Raw genomic sequence first — 15,453 nt, 5'->3', positions numbered from 1 at the left:
TAAGCGTCAGCCCGCCTCCAGCATCCCAAAGCTCACAATCCGCGCGCGGCCCAGCTCTTTCGCCCGGTACAAGGCCACATCCGCAGCGCGCAGCAGGTTGTCAGTCTGGGCATGTTGCGGGTAGCTGGCAATGCCAATCGACACATCCACCGGCCCAATCTCGGTCAGCCCGTAGCGAATCGACAGCTCATGCACGCTATTGTAAATCTTCTGCGCGCAGGCGTGCGCCTCTGGTTCATCGGCACCGGGAAGCAGCACCAGAAACTCCTCGCCCCCGTAGCGGAATGCGAGTCCGTTGTCATGGGCAACCCGCTGGACAATTGACGCCACGCTTTTAATCACCTGATCGCCCGCTTCATGGCCGAAGCGGTCGTTGATGCTCTTGAAGTGATCGATGTCAATCATCATGCAGCTTAACGGCTCGCCGGTGCGCAATGCCTGTGCCGTTTGGGTTTGCAGGGTATCTTCCAGATGATGACGATTACGCAGGCCGGTGAGCGGGTCGAACAAGGCTTTTTCCAGCAACGCGTCGCGCAGACGCTGGTTGGCCAGCGCCAGACCGAGCGCTTCGGCCATCAGTTCCAGATAGGCGCGGGATGGGGCGTTGTCCGGCGTGGTATTCTGGAAGGAGAGCAGGCCAATGGCCTCGCCCTGGGCGATAAGCGGCACGCACAGCGAACTATCCGCCTGGGGGGCCGGAAGATGATAGCAGGCGATATCCGGCTCACCGTTTACCGGCGGGTGGCTCTGCCCGCGACGCACGGCCCAGCACTCGTCAGGGTGGAAGCTCGTCTCTTCACCAACCGGTGAAAGCCATTGCGCGACGCAGCGCATCTGCCACGGCTCCCGGTCAAGGACGTAAAGTCGGCCCGCGATCCCCGGCGCAATATTAGGCGCAAAAAGTTCCGCCACGTTAATCACATCGTTAAAGTTCTCACACCCCTGCAGCCGCTGGGTCATGCGCGCCAGCAGCTCGCGGATGGCCCAGTCGGCATCGCGTTCTCTTTCCAGACGCTGTCGCGCCAGGCCGTTTTCGCGGAAGATGCGGATGGCCTGGGCCATATCGCCAATCTCATCAATCTGGTTGAAATTGGGCGTTTCAACCGCGTAATCCTGGGATGCCAGACGGTGCACCACGTCGCTCAGGCGCACCACGGGACGCAGCACGCGGCGCTTTAATATAAAGCCGAGAACAAACAGGAACAGCAGGGCGGTCAGGCCGACCATCAGCTCAGACGCGGTACGCAGCGCTTTCGATTTTTTTGTCGCGTCCTGAACGGAGGCGATGACGCGTTTGTCGAGTATCTGGCGGAAGTGATCGATCTGGCTCTGCGCGCGCTCCAGCTCCTGCTCATAGGGCGCACCGTAGAGCAGCGCAACGGCCTGCGCGTCTTCTCCCTGCGTCGCGCTCGTTAGTGCCGTTTGCTGCTCGTCCTGTAGCTCATCGACGATCTTTATTCCTTCATGCAGCAGGGCCAGTTCTTCATCCGATGCGCCGTTATCCTGCAACTTTTCCAGCCGAAGCTCGATGCTCTTCAGGCTGTTTTCCGCCTGGTTATATTCCTTGAGAACCTGAGGATCTTTTTTAATGACGTACAGCCGTGCTAAATCAGACTGTGCCCAGACATCGGTTTCGATATCTTCCGTAAGCTCATCAAAACGCTGGCGTTGTTCAACGGCCTGACGCTCGAGGGTATCAGCACTGGACGCCATCAGCATGATAATGCCGGAGGCGATGGTCAGGCAGACCGTGGCCCCATAGGCCCAGTTTGTTATCGTCGCGATTCGCACCTGATGATCCTTTTACGACATGAGTAGGATGGCGTTCTTCAAATTATAGAAAACGTCTGATTTAAGGCGAAAAAAAAGGCGGCACAGCGCCGCCTGGTGTGGTCTATATCGTCACATCCTCACAATTCTGGAGGATTTTTTCCTTCTTCGATGAAGTCGGGGTCCAGCTCTTCGGCGTTACCTTCGTGATCGCGCCCTGAGAAGAGGTTCCAGCAGGCGATAAACAGCGCGGCAATGAGCGGCCCAATCACAAAGCCGTTAATGCCGTACAGCTCCATGCCGCCGAGGGTGGAGATCAGTATCAGGTAGTCCGGCATTTTGGTGTCTTTCCCGACCAGCAGCGGGCGCAGGATATTGTCCACCAGCCCGACGATAATCACGAAGAAGCCGACAATAAACAGCCCTTGCCAAAGCTGATGGGTGGCGAACAGGAAGATGGCGGCGGGCACCCAGACAATCGCCGAGCCGATGGCGGGCACCAGCGAGAGGAAGGCCATCAGCGCCCCCCAGAGCACGCTGCCGTCAATACCGGCAATCGCAAACGCAATCCCGCCGAGGATGCCCTGAACCACCGCCACCGCCGCCGTACCTTTTACCGTGGCGCGCGACACGCCGACGAATTTGGCGAACAGATGATGCTTGGCGAAATCAGACAGCGGCAGGGAGTCGAGGATCTGGCGCACCAGATACGGGCCGTCTTTCAGCAGGAAGAACAGCAGATAAAGCATGATGCCGAAGCTTATCGCAAAGCCAAACGTGCCCTTGCCAATCAGAAACGCGCTGCCGGCGAGATACTGCCCGCCCTGCAGGGCGACATCAGAGAGTTTTTTCTGGATCTGCGCGGCGTTGGTCAGGTTGTGATCCGCCAGGAAGCCGCTGGCCCAGTCAGGCAGATGGTTGAAGATGCTCGCTACCACTTCCGGAAACTGGGTGTTGTTCTCCTGAAGCTTCGTGTAAACCACGTTCAGCTCAATGGCGAGCGAGGAGAGGATCACCATCAACGGGATAAAGACGATCAGGCAGATAATACCGATGGTCAACAGCGAGGCAAGCCCGTTGCGATCCCCCAGCGCGGTGCGCAGCCTGTTTTTTACCGGGTTGAAGATGACGGTCAGAATCGCGGCCCACAGTATCGCGGAGAAGTAGGGCGACAGCACGTCGAAGAAGGCCCAGGTCACAAGGGCAAGAATAAAGATAAAGAAACCTTTGGTCAGTCCGTTAAAGCGCATCAGTCAGTCCTGGTTACTAAGAAACTGTGTCGACTATAGAACTGATTGTGAGAATTACCAACCTTGCGCCGGCTGGCGGCTGCGCCTTACCCGTCCTGCGGGCAGTGTTGCGGTATGAATCTGCTCTTCACGGATACCACTTTCGACTGACCGAAGATCGCCTTTTCCCGCACCATGCTGTAAGTATCTGCTTGCGGAGGTGCTTATGGCCTGGCGTCCGATTCTCTATGTGATCCTCACGACCCACCCCAGACTCAGCGCGCGGCGCGCCCGTTTGCGTCTGGTCATCTAGCTTTTTATTAACAATCGCGGTATAACACACCTTCTTTGGATGTTTAGATGTCCATACGTATAGAAGGTAATATGCAAACACAACAAGAAAATGGGCAGCTTAAGCGCACCATGAAAACACGCCACCTGATTATGCTCTCGCTGGGTGGCGTGATTGGGACAGGGTTATTCTTCAATACCGGATACATCATTTCAACGACCGGGGCTGCGGGCACGCTGCTGGCGTACCTGATAGGCGCGCTGGTGGTCTGGCTGGTGATGCAGTGTCTGGGCGAGCTTTCCGTAGCGATGCCGGAAACCGGCGCGTTCCACGTCTATGCCGCCCGCTATCTTGGCCCGGCGACGGGCTACACCGTGGCGTGGCTCTACTGGCTCACCTGGACGGTGGCGCTCGGCTCGAGCTTTACCGCCGCGGGCTTCTGCATGCAGTACTGGTTCCCGCAGGTGCCCGTCTGGGCCTGGTGCGTGGTCTTCTGCGTGGTGATTTTTGGCCTGAACGTCATCTCTACGCGCTTCTTTGCTGAAGGCGAGTTCTGGTTCTCCCTGGTGAAAGTCATCACCATCATCGCCTTTATTATCCTTGGCGGCGCGGCGGTCTTTGGCTTTATCCCTATGCAGGACGGTTCACCCGCGCCGGGCTTAAGCAACATCACCGCCGAGGGCTGGTTCCCGCACGGCGGCCTGCCGATCCTGATGACCATGGTGGCGGTGAACTTTGCCTTCTCCGGGACGGAGCTCATCGGCATCGCGGCGGGGGAAACGGAAAATCCGCACAAGGTGATTCCGGTTGCGATCCGCACCACCATTGCGCGCCTGATTATCTTCTTTATCGGCACCGTGTTTGTGCTGGCGGCGCTGATCCCGATGCAGCAGGCGGGCGTGGAAAAGAGCCCGTTCGTGCTGGTGTTTGAAAAGGTCGGTATTCCTTACGCGGCGGATATTTTTAACTTTGTGATCCTGACGGCGATCCTCTCGGCAGCGAACTCCGGGCTGTACGCCTCCGGGCGCATGCTGTGGTCGCTCTCTAATGAGAAAACGCTGCCGCGCTGCTTTGCCCGCGTGAACAAAAACGGCGTGCCGCTGACGGCGCTGTCGGTCTCTATGCTCGGCGGCGTGCTGGCGCTGTTCTCAAGCGTCGTGGCCCCGGACACGGTGTTTGTCGCGCTCTCGGCGATTTCTGGCTTTGCGGTGGTGGCGGTGTGGATCAGCATCTGCGCGTCGCACTTCGTTTTCCGTCGCCGTCATCTGCAGTCCGGGCAGCCGCTCTCTGCGCTGCAGTATCGCGCGCCGTGGTATCCGCTGGTGCCGGTGCTCGGTTTTATTCTCTGCGTGGTGGCCTGTGTCGGCCTGTGGTTTGACCCGAGCCAGCGCATTGCCCTTTATTGCGGGCTTCCGTTTGTCGCTCTGTGTTATGGTGCGTACTACCTGACCCGAAATATGACATCGCAGGAGCCTGAACATGTCGCAGAATAACCCGCTTACCGCCATCCTTGAAAAACTGCCGTTTTTGGTGCTGGATGGCGCGATGGCGACGGAGCTGGAAGCGCGCGGCTGTAACCTGGCAGACAGCCTCTGGTCAGCCAAAGTGCTGGTGGAAAACCCGGAACTCATCCGCGAAGTGCATCTCGATTACTACCGCGCGGGCGCGCAGGTGGCGATCACCGCCAGCTATCAGGCCACGCCTGCGGGTTTTGCGGCGCGCGGCCTGGACGAAGCGCAGTCCCGCGCGCTAATCGGTAAAAGCGTGGAGCTGGCGCGCAAGGCGCGCGAAGCGTATCTGGCTGAAAATCCGCACGCGGGCACGCTGCTGGTGGCGGGATCCGTTGGGCCGTACGGCGCGTATCTGGCGGATGGCTCAGAGTATCGCGGCGACTACGTGCGCAGCGCCGGGGAGTTTACTGCCTTCCACCGCCCGCGCGTGGAAGCGTTGCTGGATGCGGGCGCTGACCTGCTGGCCTGCGAAACGCTGCCTTCGTTTGTGGAGATTAAGGCGCTGGCGGCGCTTCTGGCCGAGTACCCCCGCGCCCGGGCGTGGTTCTCCTTTACCCTGCGCGACAGCGAACACCTGAGCGACGGCACGCCGCTGCATGAGGTGGTCAGCGCGCTGGCAAACTCTCCGCAGATTGTCGCGCTGGGTATTAACTGCATCGCACTGGAAAACACCACGGCGGCGCTGAAGCATCTGCAAAGCCTGACGTCGCTGCCGCTGGTGGTCTATCCGAACTCGGGCGAGCATTATGATGCGGTCACCAAAACCTGGCACCACCACGGCGAAGCGTGCGAGACGCTGGCGGGGTATCTGCCGCAGTGGTTGGAAGTCGGGGCCAAATTAATCGGTGGATGCTGTCGCACCACGCCGAAAGACATTGCTGAGTTGAACGCGCAGCGCTGATGCCCTCACCCTGACCCTCTCCCACGGGGAGAGGGAAAAAACAACCGCACAAAATCAACTATCCTTTCCCGCTTTTTATCTAAAAACGAATCGTTATGAGCGATTCATTTTTATTCCTTTATCAAAATTCCCGCGCCGGAAATACTGCCCTCATAACAACAAGGGGAGCAGACACTATGGCAATTTCATCGCGAATCACACTTCTCGGCGCACTGGCGCTGTGGGCATTTCAGGCGCAGGCGGTGGACGTCACCGTCGCGTATCAAACCTCTGCGGAACCGGCGAAAGTCGCGCAGGCGGACAACACCTTTGCGAAAGAGAGCGGCGCGAAAGTCGACTGGCGCAAGTTCGACAGCGGCGCATCCGTGGTGCGTGCGTTAGCCTCCGGCGACGTGCAGATCGGCAATATCGGATCCAGCCCGCTGGCGGTGGCGGCCAGCCAGCAGGTACCGATTGAGGTTTTCCTGCTCGCCTCGCAGCTCGGTAACTCTGAAGCGCTGGTGGTGAAGAAAAACATCACCAAACCGGAAGATCTGATCGGCAAACGCATCGCCGTGCCGTTTATCTCCACCACCCACTACAGCCTGCTGGCGGCGCTCAAACACTGGGGCATCAAGCCGGGTCAGGTACAAATCATCAACCTGCAGCCGCCGGCGATTATCGCCGCCTGGCAGCGCGGGGATATTGACGGGGCCTATGTGTGGGCACCTGCAGTGAACGAACTGGAAAAAGACGGCACCGTGCTGACCGACTCAGAAAAAGTGGGCCAGTGGGGCGCGCCAACTCTCGACGTGTGGGTAGTGCGCAAAGACTTCGCCGAGAAACATCCTGATGTGGTGAAAGCCTTCGCCAAAAGCGCGATTGATGCCCAGCAGCCGTACATCTCTAACCCGGATGAATGGCTGAAGCAGCCCGCCAACCTGGAAAAACTCTCCCGCCTGAGCGGCGTGCCGGAAGCGGACGTGCCGGGTCTGGTGAAAGGCAATACCTATCTGACCCCCGCGCAGCAGGTGCAGCAGCTGACCGGGCCGGTAAACAAAGCGATTGTGGATACCGCCACCTTCCTGAAAGAGCAGGGCAAAGTGCCTGCGGTAGCGGCGGATTACAGCCAGTACGTGACCGATCGTTTTGTGAAATAAGGAGTCCGCCATGCTGAATATTACGAACCTGTACGCCGATTACGGCGGGAAACCCGCGCTGGAAGATATCAACCTGACGCTGGACAGCGGTGAGCTGCTGGTGGTGCTGGGCCCGTCCGGGTGCGGAAAAACCACGCTGCTGAATCTGATCGCCGGGTTTGTCCCTTATCAGCATGGCACCATCCAGCTGGAAGGCAAAAAGGTGGAAGGCCCGGGCGCCGAGCGCGGCGTGGTCTTCCAGAACGAAGGATTGCTTCCCTGGCGCAACGTGCAGGAAAACGTGGCGTTTGGGCTACAGCTTGCGGGCGTCAATCGCGAACAGCGGCTGGAAACGGCACGGACGATGCTGAAAAAAGTGGGGCTGGAAGGGGCGGAAAAACGCTTTATCTGGCAGCTTTCCGGCGGCCAGCGGCAGCGCGTGGGTATTGCCCGCGCGCTGGCCGCGAATCCGCAGCTGTTGCTGCTGGACGAGCCGTTCGGAGCGCTCGACGCCTTCACCCGCGAGCAGATGCAAACCCTGCTGCTGCGCCTGTGGCACGAGACGGGCAAGCAGGTGCTGTTGATTACCCACGATATCGAAGAGGCGGTGTTTATGGCGACGGAGCTGGTGCTGCTCTCGCCGGGGCCGGGCCGCGTGCTGGAGCGCTTGCCGCTGGATTTCGCCCGCCGCTACGTCGCGGGAGAGCCCGTGCGCAGCATCAAATCCGATCCGCTGTTTATCGAACAGCGTGAATACGTCTTAAGCCGCGTGTTTGAACAACGGGAGGCTTTCTCATGAGCATCGTCTTCAGTGAAAAAACGCGCCGCACGCGTCTGGCGCTGCGCTGGCCTTTCTCGCGCCAAATCACGTTGAGCGTCGGTACGCTGCTGTTGCTGCTGGCGGTGTGGTGGGCGGTTGCTGCCCAGCAGTGGGTCAGCCCGCTGTTTCTGCCGCCGCCGGGCCAGGTGCTGGCCAAACTCATTACCATCGCCGGGCCGCAGGGCTTTATGGATGCCACGCTCTGGCAGCATCTTGGAGCCAGTCTGGCGCGTATTCTGGTGGCGCTGCTGGCAGCGGTAATTATCGGGATACCGGTCGGGATCGCGATGGGCTTAAGCCCGACAGTGCGCGGTATTCTCGATCCGCTGATTGAGCTTTACCGTCCGGTGCCGCCGCTGGCCTGGCTGCCGCTGGTGGTTATCTGGTTCGGCATAGGTGAAACGCCCAAAGTTTTACTCATCTATCTGGCGATCTTTGCGCCGGTTGCAATGTCAACGCTGGAAGGCGTGAAGAGCGCCCAGCAGGTGCGGATCCGCGCGGCGCAGTCGCTGGGAGCCAGCCGCACGCAGGTGCTGCTGTTCGTGATTTTACCGGGCGCGCTGCCGGAAATTTTAACCGGGCTGCGCATCGGCCTCGGCGTGGGCTGGTCCACGCTGGTGGCGGCAGAGCTGATTGCGGCCACGCGCGGCCTTGGCTTTATGGTGCAGTCGGCGGGAGAGTTCCTGGCGACTGACGTGGTGCTGGCAGGGATCGCGGTGATCGCCGCGATCGCCTTCGGATTAGAACTGGGGCTGCGCGCGTTACAGCGCCGCCTGACGCCCTGGCATGGAGAAATACAATGAGTGAACGTCTGACCATTACCCCGCTGGGGCCGTACATTGGCGCGCAGGTGTCGGGCCTGGATGTGACCCGTCCGCTGAGCGATAACCAGTTCGAGCAGCTGTACCACGCGGTGCTGCGTCATCAGGTCGTTTTCCTGCGCGAACAGGCGATTACCCCGCAGCAGCAGCGCGCGCTGGCCCTGCGGTTTGGCGATCTGCATATCCACCCCGTCTATCCGCATGCGGAAGGCGTGGAGGAGATTATCGTTCTGGACACCCACAACGATAACCCGCCGGATAACGACAACTGGCACACCGACGTAACCTTTATCGAGACGCCGCCCGCCGGGGCGATTCTGGCGGCGAAGCTGCTGCCGGAAACCGGCGGCGATACGCTGTGGACCAGCGGGATTGCAGCGTATGAGGCGCTCTCCGCGCCGTTCCGGACGCTGCTGAGCGGGCTGCGGGCGGAGCACGACTTCAAAAAATCGTTCCAGGAGTACAAGTACCGTAAAACGGAAGAGGAACATCAGCGCTGGCAGGAGGCGGTTGCGAAGCATCCTCCGCTGCTGCACCCGGTGGTGCGGACCCATCCTGTCACGGGCAAGCAGGCGCTGTTCGTGAACGAAGGGTTCACGACGCGCATTGTGGACGTGACGGAGAAAGAGAGCGAGGCGCTGTTAAGCTTCCTGTTCGCGCATATCACCAGGCCGGAGTTTCAGGTGCGCTGGCGCTGGCAGGAGAACGACCTGGCGATCTGGGATAACCGCGTAACGCAGCACTATGCCAATGCGGACTATCTTCCGCAGCGCCGGATTATGCAGCGGGCGACGATCCTGGGGGATAAGCCGTTCTACCGCCCTTGATTACACGTAGGCCTTACCCGGCCTACAAAAAACTGCATATTTAAAGGTGCGCCTCAATATACCGCTGATAGCGGTTCGCCTTCAGGTAACACAAATCCACCAGCACCAGTCCGTCGACGCAGTCGTTAAACGCCGGGTCGCTGCCAAAATCAATAAACTGCACGCCGCCGGGTTCGCAAAGCTCGGAATACTGCTTGTAGAGCGGCGGAATGCCGCAGCCCAGATTGCCGAGCAGGGATTTCAGCTTCGTCAGATCGTCTACGTAATCCACGCCGCCAAACTGCGCGAGCACGTCCGGCAGCGATGCGGGATACGGCTGACGTGACGCGGCCAGCGGATGCGTTGCCGGGAACCACAGGCGGTAAAAGGCCACCAGCAGATCCCGTGCGGCAGGCGGTAAGCCACCGGAAATCGAGACCGGGCCAAACAGGTAGCGGTAGTTCGGATAACGCGCCAGGTAGGCTCCAATGCCGGACCATAAATAGTCCAGGCCGCGGCGTCCCCAGTAGCGCGGCTGAATAAAGCTGCGCCCCAGCTCAATGCCGTGCTCCAGTACGTCCTGCATTTTGTCGTCGTAGTGGAACAGGCTATAGCTGTACAACCCCTCAACGCCGCGCTTTTCGATCTGCATGGCCGTCGGCATAAAGCGATACGCCCCGACGATCTCCAGATCGTCCTCATCCCACAGGATCAGGTGCAGATAATCATCGTCGTAGCTGTCGGTGTCCCGACGTTTGCCGCTCCCTTCCTCGACCGCGCGAAAGGCAATCTCGCGCAGGCGGCCCAGCTCGCGCAGCAGCGGGGCGTCTTCCTGCCCGTTGCGCTGCCAAAGATAGATGGTTTTACCGTCGCTGGTATTGCCCAGACATTCGGCCTGCGCCAGCGCGCGTTTCAGGGTGGCACGGTCTTCCGGACGGGCAATGGCGCACTGGGTTTTAAAGACGCCAGGCAATCCCTTGCCAAGACGCATCACGTGCTGACGGCACTGTTCGGCCATCTCACGCGACGAAAGGGTGGCGCTGTGCCAGTGATGCCAGGCAATCTGCTGGCCGATCTTAATCGGCAGCTGGCTGTGGCGGCGGCGGAACATCTGCTGCATGAGTAACAGCATTGACAGCGTCGGGGAGACCAGCGTGCTGGCATAGAAGAGCAGGCTGTTATGCGCCTGAATATGCACCGGCAGCAGCGGAGCGCGCAGCTTGCTGGCGAGTTTGATAAAGCCAGAGTGCCACTTTTTGTCGCGAATGCCTTTGCGCGTGGGGCGGGAAACTTCTCCGGCCGGGAAGAAGATCAGCACGCCCGCGTTTTGCAGATGCTGTTCCATCTGCACCAGGGACGATTTCGCCGTCCTGCCGCCCATATTATCCACCGGAATAAACAGCGAGCTGAGGGGCTCAAGGTGGGTCAGCATCCTGTTGGTGACGACTTTAACATCGCGTCGCACGCGAGAAACGGCGTACATCAGCGCCAGACCGTCCAGCGTACCCGTCGGGTGGTTAGCAATAATGACCAGAGGGCCATGTTCGGGGATTTGTTCAAGATCGCGGGCGGAAACGGTGCAGAGAATATCAAGGTGTTCCAGAACTTGCTCCACCATATCCAGTCCTTTCAGGTGGCGGTGTGCTGCTGCAAATTGCTGAAATTCGTCTTCGTAAAACAGTCTTTTTAACAGACTTTTTTGCCAGGGTGCAGGCCTCGCCTGAGGCCAAAGATCGTCGAGAACGCTATCGAGGCTAAACATGGTTACTCCTCCTGCCGTCTTGCGAAGACAGTAGAAGGCGCAGATGTCGGTTGTATTGCAGTTTGGTGAAGATTAGCGCAGAGAGCAGGCCGGGTAAGGCGAAGCCGCCACCCGGCGCTAAAGCGGATTAACGCAGAATTTTCTTCTCGGCCAGATCCAGCGCGAAGTAGCTGAAGATCAGATCCGCGCCTGCGCGTTTGATGGCGCCGAGGCTTTCGAGGACCACTTTCTCTTCGTCAATCGCACCGGCCAGCGCGGCGAATTTGATCATCGCGTACTCGCCGCTGACCTGGTAAGCGCCCAGCGGCAGCTCGGTGCGCTCGCGGATGTCGCGCAGGATATCAAGGTACGCGCCCGCAGGTTTCACCATCAGGCAGTCTGCGCCCTGGGCTTCATCAAGCAGGGATTCGCGAATCGCTTCCCGACGGTTCAGCGGGTTCATCTGATAGGTTTTACGATCGCCCTTCAGCGCCGTGCCCGCAGCTTCACGGAACGGGCCGTAGAAGGAGGAGGCAAATTTGGTGGAGTAAGACATGATGGCGGTGTCGGTAAAACCCGCCGCGTCCAGCGCCTGACGGATCGCCTGAACCTGTCCGTCCATTGCGGCAGAGGGCGCGATGAAGTCCGCACCCGCAGCGGCAGCAACGACCGCCTGTTTGCCGAGGTTCAGCAGGGTGGCATCGTTATCCACGCCGTGATCGCACAGCACGCCGCAGTGGCCGTGGGAGGTATATTCGCAGAAGCAGGTGTCTGACATAACCACCATTTCCGGCACGGTCTCTTTGCAGATGCGGGACATGCGGGCGACGAGGCCATCTTCTTTCCACGCGTCGCTGCCGGTGGCATCGGTATGGTGAGAGATGCCGAAGGTCATCACCGAGCGGATCCCCGCGTTGGCGATGCGTTCAATCTCACGCGCCAGATATTTCTCCGGAATGCGCATTACGCCCGGCATGGCTTCGATGGCTTTGTAGTCATCGATCTCTTCTTCGACAAAAATCGGCAACACCAGATCGTTTAAGGTCAGGGTTGTCTCTTCAAACATAGCGCGCAGTGCAGGTGACTTGCGCAGGCGGCGGGGACGTGCAATTAAATCGGTCATGGTATGCCTGATGTTTGTGGAACAAAGAAGGCTAGTGTACCTCAAAGTGGAGACAGGTGTTTTGGTAAAAGTGGGCATTTTATTTTGTAAAATGCGATGAGTCTGGTTTTTTGGCATCAATATATAATGCAGGACAGTATAACGCTGAAATGGAGATGAGTTATTCATATTGTTTTTATATTAAATAGAAAACATCATTGAAAATGATTCATTATTTATATTTATATGTACATTATGTTTCGTCTCTATTTTAATGCTTTGTTTTTATAATATTTATCTGTAGTGACAGAGGCTTTCTCGGTTTTGATGTGTTATTAGTCTGGATACGGACTTAATGGAAACATTCATTGAACCTTTTCGAAATGAAAATGCATAATTCCCTCCGCAATTAAACTAAACATTGCAAAATCATTGATGGACAAACTTGCTTACGTCCCTGAGGAGGGATGACCCAATGCAAACATGGAAAAAGAAACTCGTTGTATCTCAACTTGCATTAGCCTGCACCCTGGCTATCGCTTCTCAGGCCAATGCGAAGGATATTTCCGGTACGACATATAATACATTCGGATACGATAATACCGCTTCCGCTCCCTGGTATTATGGCTATGCCGACTGGGATTACTCAGACGCGACCCACGACGGCGATATTTATCCGGTGATGAATAAAAGCACCGTGAATGGTGTTATTTCAACATACTATCTGGATGATGGCATCAATGGGCGGGCGAATGCGTTAAGCATTTCCAACAGTACCATTAATGGCATGATTACCTCTAAGTGTATGACCTCCTCGTGTGCTGACGGCCTGGATACCGATGGCACCAACCATTCTCAATACGATCGTTTTAGCCTGACCGTAGATAATTCCACCATTAACGATACCTATGAGCATTATGCGTATGATGTCGTGAACGGGGAAAATACGGAAAGACACTATCTGGACACGTATAATCAGGGTAATGCGATTACCCTGGATGTGGAGTCCGATATTGTTATCCAGAATAATTCCCACATTGCCGGTATTACCCTGACGCAGGGTTATCAGGAGTCGGATAACACTCCTTACGACGGTGTTGAAGGCGTAGCCAACAGCAGCAAAGTATTTACCGACACGCTGGTGGTGAAAGACTCCGTTCTGACCTCAGGCGCGTACAGCGATCTGGGAACCAGCGGGTTCTACGGTCAAACCGCGAAACCGAGCGACTACGGTGAAACGAATGCCACGGCGGCGGATGATGCAGCGCTGATCGTAGCCGCTAGCGCGTCTGATAACGCGATGCAGACCACTGCCACGTTCGATCACTCCACCGTTACTGGCGATATTCTGTTCTCCAGCACCTTCGACAACAACTTCTATCCGAACGGCGATCCGGCTACGGATACCACTGCAGACGGTGTCTATAACCCAACCACCAACGGCTGGGATGGTACCGATAAGCTGGATGTCACCCTGACCAACGGCAGTAAATGGGTCGGTGCAGCACAGTCCAGCGTCGAGGCTATCGGCACAGCGCAGATGTATGGTCTGGGCTACAGCAACGTAGACTGGAGTAGCTTATCCCCTAACAGCATTTGGCCGGATTCCATTTATGACAGTAACGGACACGTTACGGGTGAAGCGGTGTATCAGAGCGGGCTGTTTAACATCGCGCTGGATAACGGCTCTGAGTGGGATACCCGCAAGCTTTCTAATATCGACACGCTGACGGTAAACAACCAGTCTCAGGTTAACGTCGAAGACTCTGGTCTGCTGGCGGACTCCATCACCCTGACCAATGCTTCATCAATGAATATTGGAGACAGCGGTGCCGTGGCGACCGACCATCTGTATCTGGACAGCTATAGCCGTGCGGCACTGACGGAAGAAACGGCCCAACTGTATGCCAACACCATCACCGTGGATAACGGTGCTGAGCTGGCGCTGGGGCTGGGTCAGGTTGATACGCACAATATGGAACTGACCGATGGCGGGGTGCTGAACGTTGCCAGCCGTGATTACGTCCTGAACAGCGATTTGAACAACGCACGCTATATCACTAACGATAAGTACAATGCCGATTACGACTACGGTGTTGTGGCGATTAACTCAGACGGCCATCTGTCAGTGAATGGTAACGTTGCGGGTAACTACCAGGTGCGCATCGACGATGCGACCGGTGCCGGTTCCGTTGCTGATTACAAAAACAAAGAGATTATTCGCGTCTATGACAATAACGCGGATACCACAGCCAGCTTCACTGCCGCAAACAAAGCCGATTTAGGCGCTTACACCTACCAGGCGCAGCAGCAGGGTGATTCCGTTGTCCTTCAGCAGAAAGAGTTGACCGATTCTGCCAATATGGCGCTGAGCATCCCTTCTGCCAATACCAATATCTGGAATCTGCAGCAGGATACCGTTGGCACGCGTCATCTGGAATCTGCAGCAGGATACCGTTGGCACGCGTCTGACCAACAGCCGTCACGGCCTGGCGGATAACGGCGGGGCGTGGGTGAGCTACTTCGGTGGCAACTTCGACGGTGACAATGGCGTTATCAGCTACGATCAGGACGTGAGCGGCATTATGGTGGGTGTGGACACCCTGATTGACGGTAATAACGCGAAATGGATCGTCGGTGGTGCGGCAGGTTTCGCGAAGGGTGATACCAGCGATCGTACCGGTCAGGTCGATCAGGATAGCCAGACTGCGATGATCTACGCGTCAGCGAAGTTCATGAAAGATCTGTTCATCGACAGCTCCCTGAGCTACACCCGCTTCAACAGCGATCTCTCCGCTAACATGAGCAACGGTCAGTACGTTGACGGCAATACCACGAATGATGCTGTTGGTTTTGGGCTGAAGCTGGGTTATGACTGGAAGCCAAACCTCTCTGGCTACGTTACGCCGTATGCAGCCGTCTCTGGCCTGTTCCAGTCTGGCGATGATTATCGTCTGAGCAATGACATGCGCGTAGATGGACAATCTTACGATAGCCTGCGTTATGAACTCGGCGTTGATACGGGTTACACCTTCAACTACGGCGGTGAACAGGCTCTGACGCCTTACTTCAAACTGGCCTACGTATATGACGATGCTGATAACAATGCCGATATTAACGGTGACAGCATTGATAACGGCGTGAAAGGCTCCGCTGTGCGGGTAGGGCTGGGCACCCAGTTTAGCTTCACGAAGAACTTCAGTGCTTACACCGATGCCACTTATCTGGGCGGCGGCGACGTTGATCAGAACTGGGGCGCTAATCTGGGCGTGAAATATACCTGGAAATGAATAAAAGCGGGGGAGTGGTTATCTCCCCCGCTTTTTATACAGGTAATAAAAA

The 15,453-nt window shown here is 57.4% G+C and carries 10 protein-coding genes and 1 pseudogene; 7 read left to right on the top strand and 4 right to left on the bottom strand.

The annotated features are described in order from the left end of the window. Positions 1–6: 6 nt before the first annotated feature. Together INF68_RS10900 and INF68_RS10895 are read right to left on the bottom strand one after the other, a co-directional pair. A complete protein-coding gene (locus INF68_RS10900; protein WP_109844795.1) occupies positions 7–1,791 on the bottom strand; it encodes a diguanylate cyclase in 1,785 nt (594 codons plus the stop codon). A gap of 119 nt (positions 1,792–1,910) precedes the next feature. After that, positions 1,911–3,020, bottom strand: a complete 1,110-nt coding sequence (locus INF68_RS10895; RefSeq protein ID WP_059446603.1) for an AI-2E family transporter — start codon at positions 3,018–3,020, stop codon at positions 1,911–1,913. Between the two features lie 363 nt (positions 3,021–3,383). On the opposite strand from INF68_RS10895, the gene mmuP reads away from it, so the two are divergent. From mmuP to tauD, 6 genes are all read left to right on the top strand, one after another. Further along, a complete protein-coding gene (gene mmuP / locus INF68_RS10890; RefSeq protein ID WP_001194698.1) occupies positions 3,384–4,784 on the top strand; it encodes an S-methylmethionine permease in 1,401 nt (466 codons plus the stop codon). Then, positions 4,771–5,703 carry a homocysteine S-methyltransferase gene (mmuM, locus tag INF68_RS10885; RefSeq protein WP_126786055.1) on the top strand — a complete coding sequence of 311 codons (933 nt, stop codon included), beginning with the start codon at positions 4,771–4,773 and terminating at the stop codon, positions 5,701–5,703. The genes mmuP and mmuM overlap by 14 nt, the downstream gene beginning before the upstream one ends. A 176-nt stretch (positions 5,704–5,879) precedes the next feature. Continuing rightward, a complete protein-coding gene (gene tauA, locus INF68_RS10880; protein WP_126786054.1) occupies positions 5,880–6,842 on the top strand; it encodes a taurine ABC transporter substrate-binding protein in 963 nt (320 codons plus the stop codon). A gap of 10 nt (positions 6,843–6,852) precedes the next feature. Then, the gene (gene tauB / locus INF68_RS10875; protein ID WP_126786053.1) at positions 6,853–7,620 is read left to right on the top strand and encodes a taurine ABC transporter ATP-binding subunit; all 768 of its coding nucleotides are present in this window, start codon (positions 6,853–6,855) and stop codon (positions 7,618–7,620) included. Beyond that, complete coding sequence (tauC, locus tag INF68_RS10870; protein WP_000029254.1) at positions 7,617–8,444, top strand: taurine ABC transporter permease TauC; 828 nt, start codon at positions 7,617–7,619, stop codon at positions 8,442–8,444. The genes tauB and tauC overlap by 4 nt, the downstream gene beginning before the upstream one ends. After that, complete coding sequence (gene tauD / locus INF68_RS10865; protein WP_126786052.1) at positions 8,441–9,289, top strand: taurine dioxygenase; 849 nt, start codon at positions 8,441–8,443, stop codon at positions 9,287–9,289. Before tauC ends, tauD begins: the two co-directional genes overlap by 4 nt. A gap of 40 nt (positions 9,290–9,329) precedes the next feature. On the opposite strand, the gene INF68_RS10860 is transcribed toward tauD, so the two are convergent. Together INF68_RS10860 and hemB are read right to left on the bottom strand one after the other, a co-directional pair. Continuing rightward, positions 9,330–11,030, bottom strand: coding sequence for a lysophospholipid acyltransferase family protein (locus INF68_RS10860; protein WP_109844801.1), 1,701 nt, complete (start codon positions 11,028–11,030; stop codon positions 9,330–9,332). A 127-nt stretch (positions 11,031–11,157) separates the two neighbouring features. Beyond that, on the bottom strand, positions 11,158–12,132 hold the full coding sequence (gene hemB, locus INF68_RS10855; RefSeq protein WP_028017695.1) for a porphobilinogen synthase: 975 nt from the start codon (positions 12,130–12,132) through the stop codon (positions 11,158–11,160). 454 nt (positions 12,133–12,586) lie between these two features. Here hemB and INF68_RS10850 point away from each other — a divergent pair. Next, positions 12,587–15,401 (top strand): annotated as a pseudogene (locus INF68_RS10850) (autotransporter outer membrane beta-barrel domain-containing protein). Positions 15,402–15,453 lie beyond the last annotated feature (52 nt).

Origin of the sequence: Enterobacter cloacae complex sp. P16RS2 (assembly GCF_014982155.1) — a bacterium.
Classification (GTDB): domain Bacteria; phylum Pseudomonadota; class Gammaproteobacteria; order Enterobacterales; family Enterobacteriaceae; genus Enterobacter; species Enterobacter cloacae_M.
This window is presented reverse-complemented; position numbering and strand designations above follow the sequence as displayed.